General features: G+C 71.6%; 19 protein-coding genes. 11 read left to right on the top strand and 8 right to left on the bottom strand.

What is annotated here, in order from left to right:
• Positions 1–97 precede the first annotated feature (97 nt).
• Together AB0H12_RS15605 and AB0H12_RS15600 are read left to right on the top strand one after the other, a co-directional pair.
• On the top strand, positions 98–667 hold the full coding sequence (locus AB0H12_RS15605) for a hypothetical protein (RefSeq protein WP_499623565.1): 570 nt from the start codon (positions 98–100) through the stop codon (positions 665–667).
• Positions 668–679: 12 nt separating this feature from the next.
• On the top strand, positions 680–2,983 hold the full coding sequence (locus tag AB0H12_RS15600; protein ID WP_499623564.1) for a hypothetical protein: 2,304 nt from the start codon (positions 680–682) through the stop codon (positions 2,981–2,983).
• Here AB0H12_RS15600 and AB0H12_RS15595 read toward each other — a convergent pair.
• Positions 2,980–4,638 carry a WXG100 family type VII secretion target gene (locus tag AB0H12_RS15595; protein WP_499623563.1) on the bottom strand — a complete coding sequence of 553 codons (1,659 nt, stop codon included), beginning with the start codon at positions 4,636–4,638 and terminating at the stop codon, positions 2,980–2,982. The two genes, AB0H12_RS15600 and AB0H12_RS15595, sit on opposite strands and share 4 nt — an antisense overlap.
• Before the next feature lie 17 nt (positions 4,639–4,655).
• Positions 4,656–5,174, bottom strand: coding sequence for a YbaB/EbfC family nucleoid-associated protein (locus AB0H12_RS15590; protein ID WP_499623562.1), 519 nt, complete (start codon positions 5,172–5,174; stop codon positions 4,656–4,658).
• Between the two features lie 372 nt (positions 5,175–5,546).
• On the opposite strand from AB0H12_RS15590, the gene AB0H12_RS15585 reads away from it, so the two are divergent.
• The 6 genes from AB0H12_RS15585 to AB0H12_RS15560 all read left to right on the top strand — a co-directional run bounded on the left by AB0H12_RS15585 (position 5,547) and on the right by AB0H12_RS15560 (position 12,396).
• A complete protein-coding gene (locus AB0H12_RS15585; RefSeq protein WP_499623811.1) occupies positions 5,547–6,677 on the top strand; it encodes a BMP family lipoprotein in 1,131 nt (376 codons plus the stop codon).
• A gap of 97 nt (positions 6,678–6,774) precedes the next feature.
• A complete protein-coding gene (locus AB0H12_RS15580) occupies positions 6,775–8,334 on the top strand; it encodes an ABC transporter ATP-binding protein (RefSeq protein ID WP_499623561.1) in 1,560 nt (519 codons plus the stop codon).
• Positions 8,334–9,404: an ABC transporter permease gene (locus AB0H12_RS15575; RefSeq protein WP_499623560.1), complete on the top strand. Its 1,071-nt coding sequence runs from the start codon at positions 8,334–8,336 to the stop codon at positions 9,402–9,404. The genes AB0H12_RS15580 and AB0H12_RS15575 overlap by 1 nt, the downstream gene beginning before the upstream one ends.
• 73 nt (positions 9,405–9,477) lie before the next feature.
• On the top strand, positions 9,478–10,743 hold the full coding sequence (locus tag AB0H12_RS15570; protein ID WP_499623559.1) for an ABC transporter permease: 1,266 nt from the start codon (positions 9,478–9,480) through the stop codon (positions 10,741–10,743).
• Positions 10,736–11,125 carry a cytidine deaminase gene (locus AB0H12_RS15565; protein ID WP_499623558.1) on the top strand — a complete coding sequence of 130 codons (390 nt, stop codon included), beginning with the start codon at positions 10,736–10,738 and terminating at the stop codon, positions 11,123–11,125. Before AB0H12_RS15570 ends, AB0H12_RS15565 begins: the two co-directional genes overlap by 8 nt.
• A complete protein-coding gene (locus AB0H12_RS15560) occupies positions 11,122–12,396 on the top strand; it encodes a thymidine phosphorylase (RefSeq protein WP_499623557.1) in 1,275 nt (424 codons plus the stop codon). The genes AB0H12_RS15565 and AB0H12_RS15560 overlap by 4 nt, the downstream gene beginning before the upstream one ends.
• A gap of 221 nt (positions 12,397–12,617) precedes the next feature.
• On the opposite strand, the gene AB0H12_RS15555 is transcribed toward AB0H12_RS15560, so the two are convergent.
• Complete coding sequence (locus tag AB0H12_RS15555; RefSeq protein ID WP_499623556.1) at positions 12,618–13,826, bottom strand: hypothetical protein; 1,209 nt, start codon at positions 13,824–13,826, stop codon at positions 12,618–12,620.
• A gap of 408 nt (positions 13,827–14,234) precedes the next feature.
• Here AB0H12_RS15555 and AB0H12_RS15550 point away from each other — a divergent pair, with 408 nt between their 5' ends.
• Positions 14,235–15,299, top strand: a complete 1,065-nt coding sequence (locus tag AB0H12_RS15550; protein ID WP_499623555.1) for an adenosine deaminase — start codon at positions 14,235–14,237, stop codon at positions 15,297–15,299.
• Between the two features lie 113 nt (positions 15,300–15,412).
• On the opposite strand, the gene AB0H12_RS15545 is transcribed toward AB0H12_RS15550, so the two are convergent.
• From AB0H12_RS15545 to AB0H12_RS15525, 5 genes are all read right to left on the bottom strand, one after another.
• Positions 15,413–16,621 carry a SatS C-terminal domain-containing protein gene (locus AB0H12_RS15545; protein WP_499623554.1) on the bottom strand — a complete coding sequence of 403 codons (1,209 nt, stop codon included), beginning with the start codon at positions 16,619–16,621 and terminating at the stop codon, positions 15,413–15,415.
• A gap of 65 nt (positions 16,622–16,686) precedes the next feature.
• Complete coding sequence (locus tag AB0H12_RS15540; protein ID WP_499623553.1) at positions 16,687–17,202, bottom strand: YbaB/EbfC family nucleoid-associated protein; 516 nt, start codon at positions 17,200–17,202, stop codon at positions 16,687–16,689.
• Entirely contained in the window at positions 17,199–17,588 is a 390-nt protein-coding gene (locus AB0H12_RS15535; protein ID WP_499623552.1) for a YbaB/EbfC family nucleoid-associated protein, read from the bottom strand. The genes AB0H12_RS15540 and AB0H12_RS15535 overlap by 4 nt, the downstream gene beginning before the upstream one ends.
• Before the next feature lie 14 nt (positions 17,589–17,602).
• Positions 17,603–18,769: a C40 family peptidase gene (locus AB0H12_RS15530; RefSeq protein WP_499623551.1), complete on the bottom strand. Its 1,167-nt coding sequence runs from the start codon at positions 18,767–18,769 to the stop codon at positions 17,603–17,605.
• Between the two features lies 1 nt (position 18,770).
• A complete protein-coding gene (locus tag AB0H12_RS15525) occupies positions 18,771–19,094 on the bottom strand; it encodes a hypothetical protein (RefSeq protein WP_499623550.1) in 324 nt (107 codons plus the stop codon).
• Between the two features lie 185 nt (positions 19,095–19,279).
• On the opposite strand from AB0H12_RS15525, the gene AB0H12_RS15520 reads away from it, so the two are divergent.
• Together AB0H12_RS15520 and AB0H12_RS15515 are read left to right on the top strand one after the other, a co-directional pair.
• Positions 19,280–19,789 (top strand): SMI1/KNR4 family protein, encoded by a 510-nt coding sequence (locus AB0H12_RS15520; RefSeq protein ID WP_230570386.1) that lies wholly within the window; start codon positions 19,280–19,282, stop codon positions 19,787–19,789.
• Between the two features lie 178 nt (positions 19,790–19,967).
• Positions 19,968–21,278: a collagen-binding domain-containing protein gene (locus tag AB0H12_RS15515; RefSeq protein WP_499623548.1), complete on the top strand. Its 1,311-nt coding sequence runs from the start codon at positions 19,968–19,970 to the stop codon at positions 21,276–21,278.
• Positions 21,279–21,369 lie beyond the last annotated feature (91 nt).

The raw sequence follows: 21,369 nt of genomic DNA, 5'->3' as shown, positions 1-21,369 counted from the left end.
GGCGGACCCGAAACCGGGTGGCGGCGGCGGGGGAGGTGGAGCGGGTGTGTTGGTCTGCTGGCCTTGTTGTGCGGGGTCGGCGGTCGGTGCCGGCCGGGTGGCCGGTGGGTTCGCCGCGGGTGGGTTCGCGGCCGGCGGGGTGGTGACCGGCGAGGTCGGCGCAGGCGGCGCGGTGTCAGCGGGTGGCGCCGGCCGGGTGGCCGGGGGTGTGGTGGCAGGCGGGGTTGCGGCCGGTGGGGTGGTGGCGGGCGGAGTGGTGTCGACGGGTGGCGCCGGCCGGGTGGCGGGGGGTGGTGTGGCAGCCGGCGGGGTAGCGGCTGGTGGAGCGCTGACCGGCGGTGTGGAGACCGGCGGTGTGGAGACCGGCGGTGTGGAGACCGGCGGTGTGGAGACCGGCGGTGTGGAGACCGGCGGTGCGCTGGCTGCCGGTGGCGCGGTGACTGCCGGTGCGGCGGCTGGCGGTGCGGTGACCGGTGGTGCCGTGACTGGCGGCGTGGCGACCGGTGGCGTGGTGACGGCGGGCGGCGGTGTGGGCCTGGAGGTTGCGGGGGCAGGCGTCGGTGGGGTGACCGGTGCCGGGGGCGGGGTAGCGGTTGGTGGGGTGGCGGTTGGCGGGGTCGTGACTGGTGGGGCGGTGACTGGTGGGGCGGACGGCTTGGCCGGCTGAGGTGCTGGAGGCGTGGAGGGGTTGGTGTCGGCTGGCGGGGTTGCCGCCGCCGGCGGCGGCGTGACGGGCTTCGGGGTGGTGATGTCGGTCGGCGGCGTGCTGATCGCGCTCGGAGCCGGCGGTGCGCTGATGGTGGGCTTGGGCGCTGGTGGCGGCGTGGAGGGGGAGGTGACCGGCGCCTTGGTGATGTTGCCGTCGCCGGTGGGCGGCTTGGGCGTGTCGAACACGCCCTTGTCCGGCCCGCCGGTGAACTTGCTCGAACGGTCCGTCGACGGGCTCCCGCCCGGAGCGGCCGGGGGCGGTGGTGCGGCCACCGGTGGCGCTGCCGGTGCGCTCACGGGAGGTGCCACGACGGGGGACGGCTTCGCTCCCGTCGCGGGTGGAGCGGTGGCGGTGGGCGGGGCGCTGGTGGCCGGCGTGCCCGTGCTCGGGGCAGCGGTGCCCGGGGTGCTCGGAGTGGGGGTGCTGGGGGCCGGGGTGCTGATCGGCGGGGCGCTGGGCGTGCTGATGGTCGGCTTCGGGGCCGGCGGTGGTGTGGAGGGGGAGGTGACCGGCGCCTTGGTGATGTTGCCGTCGCCAGGGGGTGGTTTGGGTGCGTCGAAGACGCCCTTGCCGGGCCCGCCGGTGAACCTGCTCGAACGGTCGGATCCACCGGCCGCGCCGGGTGCCGCGCCGGGAGCCATCGGCGCACCGGCCATCGGGGGCACCGCCGGTGCGCTCACCGAGGGCACCGCGCCCGAGGTCGGCTTCGCACCGGTCGACGGCGGGGCGGTCGCGGTGCTCGGCGCGCCGCTGCCGGGTGCGTTGGCGCTGGGCGTGCCGGTGCCGGGCGTGCCGGTGGTCGGGGTGGTGATGCTGGGAGTGCTCGGGACACCCCCGCCGCCAGGTGTGCTGATGGTCGGCTTCGGCGCCGGTGGCGGCGTTGAGGGCGAAGCGGCCGGGGCCTTGTTGATGTTGCCGTCGCCGGTGGGTGGTTTGGGCGCGTCGAAGACGCCCTTGCCCGGCCCACCCGTGAACTTGCTCGAACGGTCCGACCCGCCCGGCGCACCGGGAGCAGCGCCCGGAGCCATCGGCGCACCGGCCACTGGAGGCGGTGTCACGCCGGGCGCACCGGACAGCGCGCCGCCGATGCTGCGGGCCGCCGTGCTCCCACCAGGCGCGGTGGCGCCGGTCACCGGGCCCGCACCCGGTGTCGGGCCGCCCTTGGCCACCGGACCACCGGACGTCGACGAACCGGGTGGCGTCACACCCGGCACACCGCCGCCGGGCACGCCACCGCCGCCGCGCGGGCCACCCGGCGACCCCGGAGCACCCGGAATGCCGGAGATCGGCCCCACCGTCGGCCCACCGGTGCCGCGCGTACCACCGGGCGGCGTCACGCCCGGCGCACTCGGCAGGTCCTTGATCGGCCCGACGGCCGGCCCACCCGGCGACTTGGACGACCCACCCTGGTTCGGGCCGGACGCGCCGGGCACGTTCGTGATCGGTCCGACCGTCGGCCCACCGGTGCCGCGCGTACCACCAGGCGGCGTCACGCCCGGCGCGCCGGGCAGGTTCTTGATCGGCCCCACCGCGGGCCCACCGGCCGTCTTGGGCGCCCCACCGGGCGGCGTCACGCCCGGCGCGCCGGGCAGGTTCTTCACCGGTCCGACCGCCGGCCCGCCCGGACCCTTGGGCCCACCCGTCGGATTGGGCCCGGTCGCGCCCGGCACGTTCTTCACCGGCGTGACGGACGGCCCACCCGGACCCTTCGGCCCGCCCGTCCCGTTCGGCCCCGACGCACCCGGCACGGTGGTCACCGGCGTCACCGCCGGCCCGCCGGGCCCCTTCACCCCGAGCGGCCCGTTGCCGGGTGAGCCGGGTGGCCGCTGGGCGTTCGAGTTCGGGTCGATCTTGGTGAACTGGTCGCGGCTGAACTGGTCGTTCTGCACGTGCGTCTGGAGCGTGGCCTTCAAGCCCGACTGGACGTTGCCCATCGCGCTCGACGCGTTGTTCGCCTGCTTCACCGAAGCGTCGTTCGAGCTGTTCAACGCGGGCACGGCGACGATGCCGATCGGGCCGAGCGCGTTGGGCGCGAGCTTGAGCCCCTGCAAGCCGTTGGAGATCGCGGTGAGCCGGTCCCGCAGGCTGCCCGCCCGCTTGTCCAGGTCGGACATGGTCGACTCGTTCATGCCGAAGCCGGAGTTGCCGGTCGGCCCGCCCGGTGACGGCGGTGGCGGCGGTGGCGGTGACGACGGGTTGCCCGAGGAACCCGGGGTGTTCGAGTCGACGCCGCCGCCACCGCGTGCCATGGCTGGTTCTCCGTGGTTCTACTAGACCGAGACGGAACTGGTGGACGTGCCGCCCGAAGCGGGCTGCGAGTACTGCGACTGGAACGAGTCGTAGCTCGACTTCGCCGCCTCGCCCGCCGCCTTCGCGTCGTCCGCCGCCTGCTCGACGCCCGCGCCCGCCTGCTCGGCCCTGCGCGACGCCTCCTCGGCGGCCTTGATGTCGGCCTCGCTGCCGGACGCGAACGCCTTGGCGTTGGCCTCGGCCGCCGCCGCGTTGGCCGCCGCGAAGTCCACGTTGGCCTGCTCGTAGGTGGCGTTCGCCGCCTTCGCCGCGTCGTTCTTGGCCGACATGTCGTTCTCGGCGGACGCGCGCGCCGGGTCGTCCGTGCCCGGGTTGTTGCGCTTGTACTCCTCGTACGCGGCCTTCGCGGCCTCGTCGGCGGGCTTCGCGTCGGCCAGCGCCGCGTTGCTCGCCTTGGCCGCGTCGGCGACGTCGCGGGCTTCCTTCGCCGCCTTCTCCGCCGCCTGGGCCGCCTCACCGCGCGCCGCGTCCGCCTCGACCTTGGCCGCCTCGTACTTGGCCATGGCCGCGTCCCGGCCCGCCTGGTCACCGCGCGCGGCAGCGGCGTTGGCCTCCTCGACGAACGCGTTGGCCTTGGCGTTGGCCTCGCTCGCCTTCGTGGCCGCCGCGTTCACGTCCTCGTTGGCCTTCTTGGCCTCCTCTGCGGCGGCGGCCTCTTCCTCCTTGGCCTTGCTGTACCGCTCGTTGGCCTCCTCCGCCTTCTTGTTGGCGTCGGTGACCTTGTCGTCCTGCACGTCCTTGGCCAACGCCTTGTCGATCTCGCGGTCGACGCCCTTCTGCGCCTTCCACGACTCGTAGCCGACCTCGGCCACGTCGGCGATGTTCTCGAACCGGTTCCAGCCCTTGCCGACGCTCTCGGTGATCTCGTCGAGGTTCTTGATCCGGCCCATCTGCCTGGCCAGCGCCGCGGTCAGCCGGGCGATCCGGGACGCGATGTTCACGCCGAGGGCGACGGCCTTGCCGACCGCGAAGCCGATGTAGGCCGCGATCGACGCGCCGAACGTGATGACCGCGGTGGCGGCGGCGATCAGCGCGCCCGCCAGCAGCGACCCGAGCAGCTGGGCGATCAGGTCGCGCACGATGTCGCGCAGCACGGACACCAGCACGCCGCAGATCGCGACGATCTTGGCCTTCTGCTCGACGGCGTTGGCCAGCGCGTCCAGCTCCTGGCCCATCGACTCCATGTTCTTCTGGAACGCCTCGGACGACGCGCCGGTCCACCCGTCGAACGTGGCCAGCTCGCGCCGGTGGTCCTCGGCCAGCACGCGCAGCTCGGCGGCCTGCTTCTTGGTCGCCTCCACGTTGGCCTCGATCTCGTCGGGGTCGCCCATGAGCTGGTCGAGCGGTTCCTTCAGGAACGACACGTGCTCGATCAGCCAGCCGATGCCCGCGCCGAGGATCGTGCCGAACGGGTCGACCGCCAGCATGGCCATGGACGACGCCGTGCCGATCGCGGCGAACGTGATGTCCAGCGCCTTCTCGGTCTCGGTCTCCGCGTCCTTGCCGATCGTGGTGATCATCTCGTCCCAGGCCGAGATGAACAGCGAGCCCTTGAACTTGTTCTTCTCGGTGATCTCCATGCCCGGCGGCGAGGCGATCGGGGTGTCGGGGGCGGTCATCGCTCAGGGTCTCCTCGTCACCAGGGCTGGTTGTCGTCGTCCTCGTCGTCACCGGGGCGCGAGGGGCGCGCCGGTCGCGACGGCGTCTGCGCCTGACCGCTGTACGGGGTCGGGGCCGGGGTGTGGGGCGCGACCGGGGCGGGCGGCACGTACTCGGGCTCCGGCTCGGCGTAGTCGGGCTCGTCGCCGTCCTCGACCTCGTCGTCCGGGATGGCGTCGCTGACCATCCGCATGGCCTCGGTGCCCTCGCCGAGCGGCTCGAACGCCGCCATCACCTGCTGCGCGGCCTGCTTCTGCGCGACCTTGGCCGTCTGCATGATCAGGGCGGTGAGGCGGGCGGAGCCGAGCTCGGTCGCCCGGTGGCCGAGCTGGATGTTCAGCAGTCCGCCGTTCGGGCCGACCGTGATGGTCACCGCGCCGTCCGGGCTCGACGCCGTGGCCTGCGAGTTCTCGAAGTTCTCCTGGAGGTCGGCCGACTTCCGCTGCAGGTCGGCCAGCTTCGCCTCGAAGTTGTCGAGCCACTGCTGGGGGTCCAACTCAACCTCCTAGGGGGGATATCGGTGCAGCGTGGAGTGCACCGGACCCCGCCAACGCCGCCCCAACGCCTCACCAACGGGTTAACCCTGCGGGCCTCCGAACCTTGATCGGCCCACGGTCACCGAACGGCCACGTCACCCGCTCCGCGTATTGACAGTGAGTAATCGGCTACGACGCGGGGAAGTCGCGCTATCACTACGAGTGGCGGAGTCGCCTGATGGCACCAACGATTAGGTCACGTGCGGACCGGTACGTGCGCGGGTGTCATTACTACGGGGTACGGTTCGCCACTCGGAAGCCCCGACGGCCTGGCCGCCGGGATTTGTCTGCTCCTAGACGAGCAGGGAGGGAGACGAGCCGTGCGTCGTCGAATGCGTGGCCTCGCGGTGGCCGCGATCGCGCTGACCAGCGTTCTCACGATGGCCGCCTGCGCCAAGGACACCGGTGGGAACAACACCGGGTCCGGGTCGACCAACACCGCCGGTGGCTGCAAGCTGGCTGACAAGCCGCCGGCCGCCACCGCGACTTCCAGCAGCGCCGCGTCGGGCGAGAAGGTCGACGGCAGCGCGCTGAAGGTGGGTCTGGCCTACGACATCGGCGGTCGGGGCGACGCGTCGTTCAACGACTCCGCCGCGGCGGGCCTGGACAAGGCCAAGGCCGACTTCGGCATCGCCGAGGTCAAGGAGCTGACCGCCGCGCCGAACGAGCCGGAGGACGCCAAGCAGACCCGGCTGCGCCAGCTCGCGAGCGAGGGCTTCAACCCGATCATCGGTGTCGGCTTCGCCTACGCAGAGTCCCTGAAGGTCGTCGCGCCGGAGTTCCCGAACGTCAAGTTCGCGATCGTCGACGGCGCGGTCGAGGGCGCGGCGAACGTCACGCCGCTGCTGTTCGCCGAGGAGCAGGGTTCCTTCCTGGCCGGCGTCATCGCCGCCTACAAGTCGAAGGCGTGCCACATCGGCTTCGTCGGCGGTGTGGAGATCCCGCTGATCCAGAAGTTCGACGCGGGCTACGCCCAGGGCGCCAAGACCGCCGCGCCGGACATCAAGATCGAGACGAAGTACCTGACCCCGGCGGGCGACTTCACCGGTTTCCAGGACCCGACCAAGGGCCAGGAGGCCGCGACCGGCCAGATCGAGGCCGGCGCCGACGTGCTCTACCACGCCGCGGGCGCCTCCGGTAAGGGCGTGTTCTCGGCCGCGAAGACGGGCAACGCGCTCGCCATCGGCGTCGACTCCGACCAGTACAACCAGAAGACGGTCGAGGAGTCGAAGGACGTCATCGTCTCGTCGATGCTCAAGCGGGTCGACGTCGCGGTGTACGACTTCGTCAAGGCGGTCGCCAAGAACGACCTGGCGAGCCTGCCGAAGGTGTTCGACCTGTCGGTGGACGGCGTCGGCTACTCCACCTCCGGTGGCAAGATCGACGACAACCTGAAGGCGGTGCTCGAGGGCTACAAGGCCCAGATCATCGCGGGCAAGATCAAGGTCGAGTCCACGCCGTAACCCCATCCGGCCTCCGGCGCACTGGGCCCTGCGAGCACCCTCGCGGGGCCCAGTGCGTGGTTAGCCCCGGCGCAGCCGGAGATCAGACGGAGCTTCCATGAGCACTACGACCCCTGCCGTCGTCCTGTCGGGCATCACCAAGCGCTTCCCGGGTGTCGTCGCCAACAGCGACGTCCACCTCAGCGTGCAGGTCGGCGAGGTGCACGCGCTGTGCGGTGAGAACGGCGCCGGCAAGTCCACCCTGATGAAGATCCTTTACGGGATGCAGCAACCCGACGAGGGCACCATCGAGGTGGCGGGCGAGCAGGTCCGGTTCCGCACCCCGGCAGACGCGATCAAGGTCGGCATCGGCATGGTGCACCAGCACTTCATGCTCGCCGACAACCTGACCGTGCAGGAGAACGTCGTCCTGGGCGCGGAGTCCCTGCACGGCATCGGCGGCAAGGCGCGCAAGCGCATCCTGGAGCTGGCCGACGCCACCGGCCTGACCGTCGACCCCGGCGTGCTCGTCGAACGCCTCGGCGTGGCCGACCGGCAGCGGGTCGAGATCCTCAAGGTGCTCTACCGGGGCGCCAAGGTGATCATCCTGGACGAGCCGACCGCCGTGCTCGTGCCGCAGGAGGTGGACGAGCTGTTCGCCACCCTGCGCGGCATGCAGCAGCAGGGCTTCACGTTCCTGTTCATCTCGCACAAGCTGGACGAGGTGCGCTCGATCGCCGACTCCGTCACGATCATCCGCCGCGGCACCACGGTCGGCACCGCCGACCCGAAGGCCGTCAGCTCGCGCCAGCTGGCCGAGATGATGGTCGGCAGCGAGCTGCCCAGCCCGGAGACCCGCGAGTCCACCGTCACCGACCGCGTCGTGCTCCAGGTGGAGAACCTCGGCCTGGTCGCCGCGGAGGGCACCCGGCCGGTGCTCGACAACATCGACCTGGTCGTGCGCGCGGGCGAGATCGTCGGCATCGCGGGCGTCGAGGGCAACGGGCAGACCGAGCTGGTCGAGACGATCATGGGCATGCGCAAGGCGCACCACGGTCGCGTGCTGCTCGGCGACCGCGACCTGACCAGGCTCGGCACGCTGGCCCGCCGGGAAGCGGGCATCGGCTACATCCCCGAGGACCGGCACCGCCAGGGCCTGCTGCTCACCCAGCCGCTGTGGGCCAACCGCATCCTCGGCCACCAGACCCGCCGCCCCGTGTCGAAGGGCCAGTGGCTCGACCTCGCCGGAGCGAAGCGGGACACCGAGCGCATCGTCGAGGACTTCGACGTGCGCACGCCGGGCATCGACGTGGCCGCCGTCGCGCTGTCGGGCGGCAACCAGCAGAAGCTCGTGGTCGGCCGTGAGCTGTCCGGCGACCCGGTGCTGCTGATCGCGTCGCACCCGACCCGCGGCGTCGACGTCGGCGCGCAGGCGTTGATCTGGGACGAGATCCGCAACGCCCGCGCCCGCGGCCTGGCCGTGCTGCTGATCTCGGCGGACCTGGACGAGCTGATCGGCTTGTCCGACACCATCCGGGTGATGCTGCGCGGTCGGCTGGTCGCGGACGCCGACCCGGCCACGGTCACCCCGGAAGACCTCGGCAGCGCGATGACCGGCGCCACGAGCGCCGAGCACGCCCCTGGCGCCTCGCCGGCGCCGGAATCGGAAGGCGCGTAATGGGAATCTTGCGCGGCAAACTGCTGCCGCCCGTGCTGGCGATCCTGTTCTCCGCCCTGCTGTGCGGTATCGCGCTGGTGGTGTCCGGCGCGGACCCCCTGCGGGCGTTCGGTGTGATGTTCGCGCAGGTCGGCGAGGGCACCACCGCGGTCGACATCATCAACAGCACCGGCACCTACTACATCGCGGCGCTGGCGGTGGCGATCGGGTTCCAGATGAACCTGTTCAACATCGGCGTCGAGGGCCAGTACCGGGTCGCGGCGGTCGTCGCGGCCGTGGTCGGCGGCTCGATCGCCCTGCCGCCCGGCATCCACGCCCTGGTGATCATCCTGACCGCCGCCGTCGCGGGCGCGCTGTGGGCCGCGATCCCGGCGATCCTCAAGGTGACGCGCGGCGTCAACGAGGTCATCTCCACGATCATGATGAACGGCCTGGCGCTCGGCCTGGCCGCGTACCTGATCGGCGCGGACGTGTTCGGCGAGCTGCGCGGCAACAACATCCGCACGCCGGAGATCCCGGAGAGCGGCTGGGTGCCCGGCATCCCGCTCGGCTCGTCCGGCACGGTGTTCGGCCTGGTGTTCCTGGCCGCGCTGCTGGGCATCGGCTACTGGGTGATGATGAACCGCACCCGGTTCGGCTTCGAGCTGAGGGCCTCCGGCGAGTCGTCGACGGCCGCCGCCGCGGGTGGCGTGAACGCCAAGAAGATGGTGCTGATCGCCATGCTGCTCTCGGGCGGCATCGCGGGCCTCGTCTCCATGCCGGAGATCCTGGGCCGCGACCACACCTACAACCTGAACTTCCCGGCCGGGATCGGCTTCTCCGGCATCGCGATCGCGCTGCTCGGGCGCAACCACCCCGGCGGCATCGCGTTCGGCGCGCTGCTGTGGGCGTTCCTGGACAAGTCGGGCCTGGCGCTGGACAACGTGGGCGTGCCCCGCGAAATCGTGACGATCATGCAGGGGGCGATCGTGCTGTCGGTCGTCGTCGCGTACGAGGTGGTCCGCCGGTTCGAACTGGCCGCGCAGCAGCGGCAGGTCGGCCGGCAGCTCGGAACGGTGGATGCGGCATGAGCGAGCTTGCGAGCGAATCGATGAACACTGCGCACCGTGCTCTTGCGTCGACGAGCGTCAGCGAGGACGCGGCATGAGCACTTCCTTGATGAACCCGTCCGAGGCGCCCGCCACCGTCCCGCCGCCGCGCAAGTCGCGGCGGATCCCCGGCTGGGCCGTGGGCGCGCTGGGCGTCGCGGGCGCGGTCGTGCTGCTGTCCACCACGTCGTACCTGACCGGTGTGCCGCAGCTGACCTCCACCGGCACCATCCAGACCGCGGTGCGGTTGGCGTTGCCGATCCTCCTGGCCGCCCTCGGTGGCCTCTGGGCGGAACGCGCGGGCGTGGTGAACATCGGCCTCGAAGGCATGATGATCATGGGCACGTGGGGCGCGGCCTGGGCCGGCTACCAGTGGGGCCCGTGGGCGGCGCTCGTCGCGGCGGCCGTGTTCGGCGCGCTCGGCGGTCTCCTGCACGCCATCGCCACCGTGACGTTCGGCGTGAACCACATCGTGTCCGGCGTGGCGATCAACCTGCTCGGCGCGGGGTTGACCAAGTACCTCTCCACGCTGATCTTCTTCCCGCTGTCGAACAACCCCCGGGAATCGCCCGCCGTCCCGAAGTTCGACACCTACTCCGCCTCCGGCCTCTCGGACTGGCTCGGCGAACTCGAAGCGCAGCAACGAGTGGGCCTGTCCGACGTCGCCGGCATCCTGCGCGGCCTCGTCACCGGCGTCTCACCGCTGACCATGCTCGCGATCCTGCTGGTGATCGGCAGCTACCTGGTGCTGTGGCGGACCAGGTTCGGCCTGCGCCTGCGGTCGTGCGGCGAGAACCCCGTCGCCGCGGAGTCACTCGGCGTCAACGTCTACTGGTACAAGTACGTGGCCGTGATCGGCTCCGGCGCGCTGGCCGGCATCGGCGGCGCGGCCCTCGTGCTCAACCCCGGCCAGCCCGGCTACCTCGAAGGCCAGACCAACGGCCGCGGCTTCATCGGCCTCGCCGCCATGATCTTCGGCAACTGGCGCCCCGGCGGCCTCCTGGGCGGCGCGGCGCTCTTCGGCTACGCCGACGGCCTGCAACTGCGCTCGGGCGGCAAGACGTTCCTCGCCCTGGTCTACGGCGCGGTCCTGCTGCTGGTCGTCATCGTGATCTGGCAACTGGTCCGCCGCCGCTGGTTCGCCGCCGCGTTCGGCATCCTGGCCGCCGGCCTGCTCTACGCCGTGTACTACTCGGTGGACGAGGTGCCGAGCGAGCTGACCACCTACGCGCCGCACCTGGTCACCCTCATCGTCCTCGCGGTCGCCTCCCAACGATTGCGAATGCCCGCGGCGGACGGCGTGGTGTACCGCCGTGGTTGACATCGACTGGGAACTGCTGCGAGCCCGCGCCGTCGAGGCCGCGCAGTCCGCCTACTGCCCGTACTCCGGGCTCCAGGTGGGCGCGGCGGCCCTGTGCGACGACGGCCGGATCGTCGTCGGCTGCAACGTCGAGAACGCCGCCTACGGCGTCGGCCTGTGCGCCGAGTGCACGCTGGCCGGCCAGTTCACGCTCACCGGCGGCGGCAGGCTGGTCGCCCTCGCCTGCCGCAGCGGCGCCGGCGACCTGCTGATGCCGTGCGGCCGGTGCCGCCAGGTGATCTACGAGCTGGGCGGCGCGCCGTGCCTGATCGACACCCCGTCCGGCATCCTGCCGATGAGCAAGGTGCTGCCCGACGCGTTCGGCCCGGAGGACCTGCCATGACCCACACCGCCGTGGACGTGATCCGGGCCAAGCGCGACGGCCACCGGCTGACCGACGACCAGATCGACTGGGTCGTCGACGCCTACACCCGCGGGCACGTGGCCGACGAGCAGATGTCGGCCCTGGCCATGGCGATCTTCCTGAACGGCATGGACCCGGCCGAAACCGCCCGCTGGACCCACGCCATGATCGACTCCGGCGACCGGCTCACCCTCGACGTCGGCCGCCCCACCGTCGACAAGCACTCCACCGGCGGTGTCGGCGACAAGATCACCCTGCCCCTGGCTCCCCTGGTCGCCGCGTGCGGCGCCGCCGTGCCCCAACTCTCCGGCCGCGGCCTCGGCCACACCGGCGGCACGTTGGACAAGCTCGAATCCATCCCCGGCTGGCGCGCGCAACTCTCCGTGGACGAGGTCGTCTCCCAACTCCGCTCCGTGGGCGCCGTCATCTGCGCCGCCACCACCGGCCTGGCCCCGGCCGACAAGAAGCTCTACGCCCTGCGCGACGTGACCGGAACCGTCGAGGCGATCCCGCTGATCGCCTCGTCCATCATGTCGAAGAAGATCGCCGAGGGCGCGGAAGCGCTGGTCCTGGACGTCAAGGTCGGCTCAGGCGCGTTCATGAAGTCCCTCGACCAGGCCCGCGCACTCGCCACGGCCCTGGTCTCGATCGGCGTCGACCACGGCCTGCGCATCTCCGCGCTCCTCACCGACATGTCCGTGCCACTGGGCCGTGCCGTGGGCAACGCGGTCGAAGTCGCCGAGTCGGTCGAAGTCCTCCAGGGCAACGGCCCCTCCGACGTCATCGACCTGACCGTCACCCTGGCCGAAGAAATGCTGTCCCGCGCCGGCATCTCCGCCTCACCACGCGACGTCCTCGCCTCCGGCGAGGCCTACGAGACGTGGGCGAGGATGATCAGGGCCCAGGGCGGCGACCCGGACGCCCCACTCCCCACCGGCCGGCACAAGCACGTCGTCACCGCCCCGTCCGACGGCTACCTGACCACCCTCGACGCCTACTCGGTGGGCGTCGCCGCCTGGCGCCTGGGCGCCGGCCGCGCCCGCAAGGAAGACCCGGTCCAAGCCGGCGCGGGCATCCTCTGCCTGGCCAAACCAGGCGACCAGGTCTCGAAGGGCCAACCACTCCTGGAACTGCACACCGACACCCCGGACGCCATCCCCGCCGCCCTGGGATCCCTCTCCGACGGCTACGAGATCGGCGACACCCCACCCCGAACCACACCGCTGATCATCGACACCATCCGCGGCTGACCCGTCACGCCACGCCCTTCCACGAAACCCTGGCCCACAACGGACCCGGAACAGAACCACCCAAGCGGCCGTCATCCTGCTGATCTGCCCGTCCGGCGAGGACTCTCTTGATCTTTGCTATTCGATCTCCTGTCCACCGCACGAAAAGGCCCGGTCCGCACACCGCGGACCGGGCCTCTCGACTTCCCTGACCAAACGCAATCAGACGTGATCAGAAATGATCAGGCGCCCTCAGCCGTCAGGTCGTCGTCGTCCAGGTTTCGGTTCTCCCCGGGCTTGGGCCCGTTCTTCCGGGTCCGCCGCTGAGGCCGCGGCAACGCGGTGGGCGGCGGAGGAGGCGTGGGCGAACCCCCACCCAGGATCAGCTCGGCGAACGTCGCCATCGCCTCGTCCAACTGCCCGCCGATGCGCAGCTCCGACTCCTGGTTGCTCTTGCGCACGAGGCCGGCCAGCGAGTCGGCGTCCGGCCGGGTCGCCAGCGTGCCCTCGACCTTGGCGATGCCCTGCTCCACCACGCCGGACAGCTCGCCGAGCCGCGACGCGAAGTCGTCCTCGACCGAGTCGAGCCGGGTCGCCATGGTGTCGAGCCGCGACGTCACCTGCTCCAAGCGCTGCGCGAGCGCCTCCAACCGGTCGGTCGCGTCGACCTGGTCGCGCGTCTCGTCCAACGCCGCGTGCAGCGCCTCACGGGCCTCGTCCAGCTTGCCCGTCATCGTGCTGCGCGTGTCGGCCAACGACGCCACGAGCGACTCGCGCGACTCGGTCAACGCCGCGTGCAGCCCGTCCCGGGTGCTGTTGAGGTTGTCGCGGGTCTCGTCCAGCTTGCCGGTCAAGCCGTTCGCGGACTCCGCCACCGACCGCTGCAACGCCTCACGCGTGCCGTCGAGGTGCTCGTGCACGCCCTCGTCGACCTCGTCCAGGCGACCGCGCAGCGCGGCCTCCAACGCCTCGATGCGCTCCCGCAACGGCCCGGTCACCGCACCCGGCACCTGCTCGACCTTGCCGTCCTGCTTGTCCAGGTGGCCGTCGAGGTCGTCGAGGCGCTTGTGGATGTGGGAGAGCTTGTCCTCCAGGCCGTCCATCCGCCCGGCGACGCCCTCGAACCGACCCGTCACCCCGTCGAGCCGACCGTCGAGCTGCGCGAACGGCTTGGCGAGCTTGTCGACCAGGCCCTCGACGGCCCGACCGATGCTCTGCACCGCGGTGTCCTGCGCCTCCAGCTTGGCCAGCGCCTCGTCCAGCCGCTCGGCCAGCACGCTGACCTCGGTCCGGTCGGGCAGCTCGGACAGGCGCTTGCGAACGGAACCCAGCGACTCGAGCGGGGACATCCGCGCGTGGATCTCGTCCAGTGCGTCGAAGATCTGCTGCTGTTCGCTCTCACGGATCTCCGCGGCGCGCGTGAGCATGTTGCGCATCCGATCGAAGGACATCGTGGAGTTGTTGTTCTCGTTCACGGCTCGGGTGCCTTCGTCCAGGGGAGGGGAGACCTCCGGGAGCCTAACCAGGTTGGGGCGGCGGGCAGTAGCGCCCCCCGACCGGGACCGCCTGGATCGACCTTGCGTGTACTCCGTTGGAGTGACAGTCGCCGACCTTACCCCAACGTAACCGCCAGCGCGCCTGTGACTGCTCCGTGTGAGCATCCGCCGAGTGAGTGACTAAAGCCCGGTCACCAGTAGCGGAAAGTTCTGCATCACGACTGCACAACAGGTTCACGACAACGAAAGCGGCACCTGATCGAGTGGTTCTGAACACACCCGGTGACACGGGGGCGATCATACCGGTCCTTGATCATCGCAGCTCTGAACGACACGGCGTGTCACCGGTATACGGTGACGCCCATGCCGACCCCGCTGACCCAGGAAGACCTTCGCCGCGCGCCGAAGGTGCTCCTGCACGACCACCTCGACGGTGGCCTCCGCCCGCAGACGGTGATCGAACTCGCCGACGCCTGCGGCCACCAGGGCTTGCCCACCACGGACCCGGTCGCGCTGGGCGCGTGGTTCCGCGACAACGCCAACTCCGGCTCGCTGGTCCGCTACCTGGAGGGCTTCGCGCACACGTGCGGCGTCATGCAGGACGAGTCCGCGCTGGTGCGCGTCGCCTCCGAAGCCGTGCAGGACCTCGCCGCCGACGGTGTCGTGTACGCCGAGATCCGGTACGCACCGGAGCTGTTCACCGACAAGGGCCTGAGCATGGAGCAGGCCGTCGAGGCGGTGCAGGAGGGCTTCCGCCAGGGCGAGGCCGCGTCGGGTGGCCGCATCAGGGTCGGCACGCTGCTGTGCGCCATGCGTCAGAACGACGGTTGGCAGCGCATCGCCGACCTCGTGGTCCGCTACCGGGACTCGGGCGTGGTCGGCTTCGACATCGCGGGCCCGGAGGCCGGGTTCCCGCCGAGCAAGGAGCTGTCCGCGTTCGAGTACCTGCGGCAGCAGAACGCGCACTTCACGATCCACGCCGCCGAGGCGGCGGGCGCGGAGTCGGCGTGGGAGGCCGTGCAGCTCGCGGGCGCGGAGCGGCTGGGCCACGGCGTGCGGCTGGCCGAGGACATCAAGGGCGACGAGGTCGGCCCGCTGGCCGCGTACGTGCGCGACCGGCGCATCGCGCTGGAGATGTGCCCGACGTCGAACGTGCACACCGGGGCGGTGGCGTCGCTGGCCGAGCACCCGATCAAGCGGATGCACGACCTCGGCTTCCGGGTCACCGTGAACACCGACAACCGGCTGATGAGCATGGTGTCGTTGACCGGTGAGTTCGCCACCGTGGTCGAGCACTTCGGGTTCGGCTGGGACGACCTGCGCAAGTTCACCGTCAACGCCGCCAAGGCCGCGTTCATCTCGCACGAGGAGCGCCGGGTGCTGATCCAGGACGTGATCGAGCCCGCCTACACCGCTCTGGGGCAGTAGGGAAGCAGCACAACCCGATCAACAGCACAAAACAGAGGTCGCGGGCTCCGATGGCTGCCCGCGACCTCTGCTGCTTCACACCGCCTCAGCGCTTCAGCGCCTCCGGCGATCGCTCAGTGCACCTTGAGCCGGTCCTCGAACGCCGCCACGAGCGTCCGCCACGCCACCTGCTCGTCGTCGAACGGCGGGCTGGGCGCCAGCCGCGTCGGGTCCGGCTTGAGCACGTACGACACCAGCCACCCCAGCCGCTCGGACTGGTTCAGCGCGACCTTCACGGTGTCGTCGTTCGCCCACTCGCCCGCGTCCTCCAGCAGTTCGACCACGAGGTCGAGCTGCGTGGGGTCGATCGCGTCCGGGCCGTCGGCGATGTCCTCGTCCAGGCCCGTGAGCACGTAGACGTTGTCCGGGTCGACCTCGACGTCCAGGTCGCCGCCGGTGGCCTTGGTGACCAGCTCGCCCCAGGTCGACACCTCGGCCAGGTCGTTGTCGTCGGCCTCGACGATGAACCGGGCCAACGCGCGCGGCGAGCCGAACACGTCGATCCTGCCCTTGCGGCCGAGGAAGACCGGCTGGTCGTCCAGGTAGCAGCGCAGCGTGTAGTACTCCCCCGCGCCACTGATGATCTTGATCGGGTCGATGCCGACCTCGCCCCAGAAGCCGACCGGCTCGTCGCCGTCCTCTTCGTCCTCCTCCGCGGAGGCCGCCGCGGCGGCGTTGGCCTCCTCGAACTCGGCCAGTTCGTCCTGCGCGGCCTTGAGCGCGGTCTCGTCGACCTCCGGCGTGGCCACGACCTCGTCGATCGCGTCCAGCACCTCGTCCCACTTCTCCGCGACGACCTGGGAGATCTCGGTCCACAACGCCTGACCCTCGCGGCCGGTGAACGGCAGCGTGCCCTGCGGGAGCAGCGCGAAGCCCTCCGCCGAGTCGAGGATCTCGTGCACCTTCTCCAGCTCGCAGACGTCCGCCAGCGACCGCACGATGGAGATCACGTCGGCGAGTTCGCCGATGACCCACGTGTCGGGCTCCTCGGAGACCAGTTCGGGCACGCCGACCAGGTCGAACTGGTGGTTGTCGTCCGGCGACAGCTCACCGACCGACAGCGCGGGCACGACGTGCCACGCGGGGTGGTCGGTCAGGTCGTGCTCTTCGGTCTTGCGCACGAACGCCGCCAAGTGCGCGGCATCGGGGAACGCGTACAGGTCCTCCTCGTGGCCGAGGAAGGCTTCCCACTCCTCGCCCTCTTCCCGCCAGCGCGGGGCCCACAGGGTGACGACATCACCCTGGGTGAGCCCCAGCTCGATCGGGACGATGTCCTGTGCCATCCGACCTCCCGGTCACGCCATGCCCCTTTGCGATGCGGGGGCAAGAGTACGGGGTCGATCACGCGCTACTGCCGTTGACCACGGAAAGGGTCCGCGAAGTAGTCGTCGTCGTCCGTTTCCTCGGGTTGCGGACGGGGCGCGGGGCGGCTCTCCACCTGTCCCGCCCACGGCGGCGGAGTGGGCCCGGCCGCCCTCTGCCGGTGTGCCGCCGGCGGTGTGACCTGCGGCTGAGGAGCCGCCATGGGCCCCAGCTGAGGGGCTGCCCCCGCCGTCCTCAAGGGCGGCGGCCCGGCGAACGCCTCCACCGCCATCGCCATGCCGTCGCCCAACGACTTGGCCAACTCGTTGTAGCTCTTCTGCACCGCCGCGTCCGTGGCCAACCGCGCCGTCTCCACGACCAGCCTGCCGACCGCGTCCGGTCCCTGCGCCAACGCGTTCGGGTGCAGGTCGAGCGCCTTCAGCTCACCCGACGCGGTCGCCGTGGCGCGGGCCAGGCGGGTCGGGTGCTCGGCGCTGCCGGTGGTGCGGGCCAGCACCTCGGTCAGCCCTTCGGCCGCCGCGAGCCGTTGTTCCTGCGTCACCGCGACTCCCTCAGGTACGTGCCGTGGAACTCGTCGTCGTCCGGACCGCGGTCGTCCGGGCCGGGCTCGAAACCGACCTCGGCCAACGCCCGCACCGCCGCCGGGTCGGCCACCCGCGCCACCGTCCGGTGCAGGCGCGACGCGGCGTCACGGGACGCCCGCGCCGACACGCGCAGGATCTCGTCCGCCAACGCCCGCGGTCCCATGTTCAACGCCGACGGCGAAACCCGCACCTCCTGCGGCGGCCCGCCGGGCGCGGCGACGACCGTGACCGCGCCGTCGGGTGACGAGGCCCGGCCGAGCACCGGACCGGTGCGGGCCACGTGCTCGACCACCTGCCGCTCGGTGTCGGCGACCCGCCGGGCCGCCCGCTGCGTCTCGTCCACGTCCTCAGCCCGTCTCAGCCGGTCGGTCGGTAGAAGCCCATGAAGCCCATGCCGCTGTTGCTCGTGCGGATCGGGTTGACCTGCACCGGGTCGCCCGCCTCCACCATCTGCCCGTTGCCGATCACCATGGCCACGTGCCCGTCCCACACCACCAGGTCGCCGGGCAGCAGCTGGTCCGGCGGCACGGACGCGCCCATCGCCTGTGACGACGCGGGCCGCGGGATGTCGAACCCGGCCCCGCCGTACGCCCACTGGGTCAGGCCGCTGCAGTCCGTGCCCTGGGGCGGGTTCGCGCCGCCCCACACGTACGGGGTGCCCAGAGCGGACAACGCGTTGCGCACGGCGCGTGCGGCCGTCTCGTTGGGCGCTTCGGCGGAGCTGCCGTCCGGCAGGTTCACGCCGACGCCGGTGCCGGGCTGCGGCGGGATGGCCACGGGCAGGCGCGGCCCCGTGGGCTCGCCACCGCCACCGCCGCCGCCGCCACCACCGCCACCACCGCCACCGCCGCCGCCACCGGACCCGCCACCAGACCCACCACCGGACGAGGAAGACGACCCACCGCTGCCACCGGCGTCACCCGCCGACGACATCGACGTCGTGCCACCGCTCTCCACGCCCAACGGGTCGCCGATCCCGGCGAAGTCCGGCTGCGCCAAACCCTGCAACCGCGCGACCACGGCCGTCAGCTCGGCGCGGACCTTCTCCAGCTCCTGACCGGTCTTGCCCTCGTACTCGCGGGCCTTCGCGGTCACCTCCGCCGCCACCGCGAGCACCGCGCCGATGCCGCCGAACGCACCCGCCGCGACCGCCGCCGCCAGCCGGGGCCACGCCCAGCCGGTGAACTCGTCGATCAGGCCCTGGATCGCGGTCTTGCCGGCGTTCACCGCGTCCACCGCGGTCGTGGCGGCCTGCTGGGTCGTCGTCGCGTTGCGCGCCAACGTGCCGACGCCACCGGAGAACGCGGCGACCCGGGTCTGGAACGCGTTCGCCTTCTCCCCGTACCACTCGCTCATGGCGGCGTTCGCCGCGCCCGTGTGCCTGCCGTCGAGCTCGGTCAACGCCGAGGACGCCCGTCCGAACGCCTCGGCCGCGCTCGTCGCGCCGCCGGTGTCGCCCTCCAGCTTGGCCAGGTGGTCCTTCATCGGCTGGACCAGAGCCGCCAGGAAGCCGCCGACGTCCACGTCAGACCTGTGCCGCCCGGTCGAGGTCGGCGCTGGTGCGCGCCTCCTGCTCGGTGTAGGCCCGGCCGGTCTTCGCGACCTCCGCGGCGAACGCCGACAACCCGGCCGAGGCGGCGGCAACACCGTCCACTTGGGCCTGTGCCGCTCGCTGGAGAGCCGCGCCGAGGCCGACCTCGTCGCCGATCTTGCCGAAGCTGCCCGCGGCCAACGAGGTCGTGCCCGCCAACGTGGACGTGCCCACCGCGCCGACCTCGCTCGCCAGTCCCGCCGCCGTGCTGCCGTACGCCGACAGCGCCGCGGTGTCGACGCCGAAACCCCGTTCCACCCTCGTCCCCCTTTTGGTGCCGTGCGAACGCGATCCTGCCCCATCCGCCGGCGGGTTGTGCGGCGTTCGGCGAGATCCTGCCCCGATGAGCGGTACCGCCGGCGGTGTCGTCACCTGATCATGTGTACGTGGGTGTTTTGCGCCATTGGGAACGGATTGTGGCGTGGCTCGACCACCACGCCCCCTTGACCGGATCGGCGTTCGTGCCCCCTGAGGACAGCGCCGCGGTCGAGGCGCTGGCGGCTGCGAGCGGCCTCGAGCCGCCTGCCGACCTGCGCGCGTGGTGGGCGGTGTGCGGTGGCACCGCCGACTTGGCGTTCGCGGAGGTGCTGCCGCCGTTCTACACGCCGCTCGGTCCGTCCAACGCGTTGCGCTCGTGGCGGTTGAAGGAGCGGTTCTGGCCCGCGGACCTCGGCACCGAGGCGGGCACGCCGACGACCGGGTTCCACCCGATGTGGCTGCCGATCGCGTTCGACGGGTGCGGTGACGCGTTGGCGGTCGACCTGCGGCCGGGCGTGCTGTCGGGGTGCGTCGTCGAGTGGGACCGCGAGGCGGGCGAGATGCTCAAACCCGAGTGGACGAGCCTGGACGAGATGCTGGACCAGGTCGCCACGGCCCTGGAGCACCGCGGCAGGCTCGGCCACTGCGAGCCGTTGGTGACGACGGACGGCCGGTTGGGCTGGTTCACGAACTAGTGAACCGTTCGTCGTGAGCGTTGAACTCGGGGGTCCTGGACGTTCGACACACGGGTCCTGAACGTGGGACTCGCGCGGTGATCACACTGGTGGGTGAAAGCTTGGCGTGCCCGCGTGCTGAGGTCGGCGCGGTCACGTTGGCTGCGGGGAGGGTTGTCGACCTCCACGGGAGCCGGACATGCAGAGCAGCCGCGTCGGAGCCGTCGGTCTGGCGGTCGTCGTCGCCGTCCTCGCGATCGGGTGGGCGCCCGGTCCGCAGCCGAGGCCCGCGGCGGTGGTGAACCCCCTGCGGCCGGTCGCGCCGGACGACGTGTACGCCGACCCGAGCCACGGGTTCCTCGTGCTCGTCGAAGGCGACGCGGCGCTGTACGAGAACGAGACCGAGGGTCCGATGGCGATCGGCGGCGACGTCCGGTTCCGGCAGTACAACGCGGGCCCCAACAACCCGGGCACGTACGTCCTCCCCGGCGACACTCGGCCGACGAGCCTCGTCATCGGTGGCGCGCCCGACTTCGCGCAGAGCACGGGCACGCTCAGCGTGCTCGCCAACTCCTACGCCAAGATCGGCGACCTGAGCGCCTCGGACGTGCACCCGTCCGGCGGCGTGACGTGGGTCGTGCCCGACGGCGCCGCCCCGGGCGCCACACCCGGCATCTCGATCCAGACGTCGGAGCCCGCCGCGGCGGTCGGCGCTCCGAGCGGGTTCGACTTCGCGTCGTTGTTCGCGACCTACCGGGGCCTCAACGCGGAGGTGGCGGCGTGCCCGTCGACCGTGACGTTGACCGACCAGAACGGGCAGAACCCGTGGAACGGCACCGACCCGAACGCGACGATCGGCCTCCTGCCGGGCCAGAACGTGCTGACCCTGACCGCCGCCCAGATGAGCGCGCTGGACAACATCAACCCGCGCAACGGCTACCTGCAGCCCGGCGACCAGGCGTGGCTGATCGTCAACGTCGACGTGACCGGTGACTACACCTGGGACGTGCCGCAGGTGAGCTGGCAGGGCAACGAGCCGTCGCGGCACGTGCTGTGGAACATCACCACCTCGGGCACGATCGCGCTGCCACCGGGCTCGCCCACCGTCTGGGGCACCGTCTACGCGCCGAACGCCACCCTGGTCGACGAGAGCGCGGCCAACATCGAGGGGGCGGTGGTCGTGAAGTCCCTCGTGCACGGCGGCGCGACGAGCGGCAGCGGCGGAGAGATCCACTACGCGCCCTTCGCCGACATCCTCGCGGAGTGCGCGATCCCCACGACCCCCACGACAACGACCACCACCACCGAGCCGACCACGACCGAACCCACCACCACCGCTGCGAGCTCCACCCTCGGGGCCACGAGCCACCCGGCGGCCGTCCTCCCGGACGGTGGCCACCTGGCTGACTCCGGCACCCCGGTCCGCGGCCTGCTGGTGCTCGGCGGCCTGCTGCTCCTCTCCGGCGCGACCGCGCTGGCCCTGACCAGGCTGCGCGACCGCCGCGGCTAGTGTCCTGCGCCTGAAGTTCGTTAATGAATTGTAGAGTTGTCGGGTGGCTCGTAGGGGTCGGCCGGTGGCCGTGGTGACGTTGACAGACGAG

This window comes from Actinosynnema sp. NPDC023794 (assembly GCF_040639675.1).
Lineage (GTDB): Bacteria > Actinomycetota > Actinomycetes > Mycobacteriales > Pseudonocardiaceae > Actinosynnema > Actinosynnema luteola.
The sequence above is the reverse complement of the archived record's forward strand: the minus strand, read 5'-3'. Positions and strand labels throughout refer to the sequence as shown.

Bases quoted from the DNA above. Each gene is read 5' to 3' on its own strand.
- AB0H12_RS15595 (WP_499623563.1), bottom strand. From the start codon at position 4,638: ATGACCGCCCCCGACACCCCGATCGCCTCGCCGCCGGGCATGGAGATC.
- AB0H12_RS15585 (WP_499623811.1), top strand. From the start codon at position 5,547: ATGCGTGGCCTCGCGGTGGCCGCGATCGCGCTGACCAGCGTTCTCACG.
- AB0H12_RS15580 (WP_499623561.1), top strand. From the start codon at position 6,775: ATGAGCACTACGACCCCTGCCGTCGTCCTGTCGGGCATCACCAAGCGC.
- AB0H12_RS15575 (WP_499623560.1), top strand. From the start codon at position 8,334: ATGGGAATCTTGCGCGGCAAACTGCTGCCGCCCGTGCTGGCGATCCTG.
- AB0H12_RS15570 (WP_499623559.1), top strand. From the start codon at position 9,478: ATGAGCACTTCCTTGATGAACCCGTCCGAGGCGCCCGCCACCGTCCCG.
- AB0H12_RS15560 (WP_499623557.1), top strand. From the start codon at position 11,122: ATGACCCACACCGCCGTGGACGTGATCCGGGCCAAGCGCGACGGCCAC.
- AB0H12_RS15555 (WP_499623556.1), bottom strand. From the start codon at position 13,826: ATGTCCTTCGATCGGATGCGCAACATGCTCACGCGCGCCGCGGAGATC.
- AB0H12_RS15550 (WP_499623555.1), top strand. From the start codon at position 14,235: ATGCCGACCCCGCTGACCCAGGAAGACCTTCGCCGCGCGCCGAAGGTG.
- AB0H12_RS15545 (WP_499623554.1), bottom strand. From the start codon at position 16,621: ATGGCACAGGACATCGTCCCGATCGAGCTGGGGCTCACCCAGGGTGAT.
- AB0H12_RS15515 (WP_499623548.1), top strand. From the start codon at position 19,968: ATGCAGAGCAGCCGCGTCGGAGCCGTCGGTCTGGCGGTCGTCGTCGCC.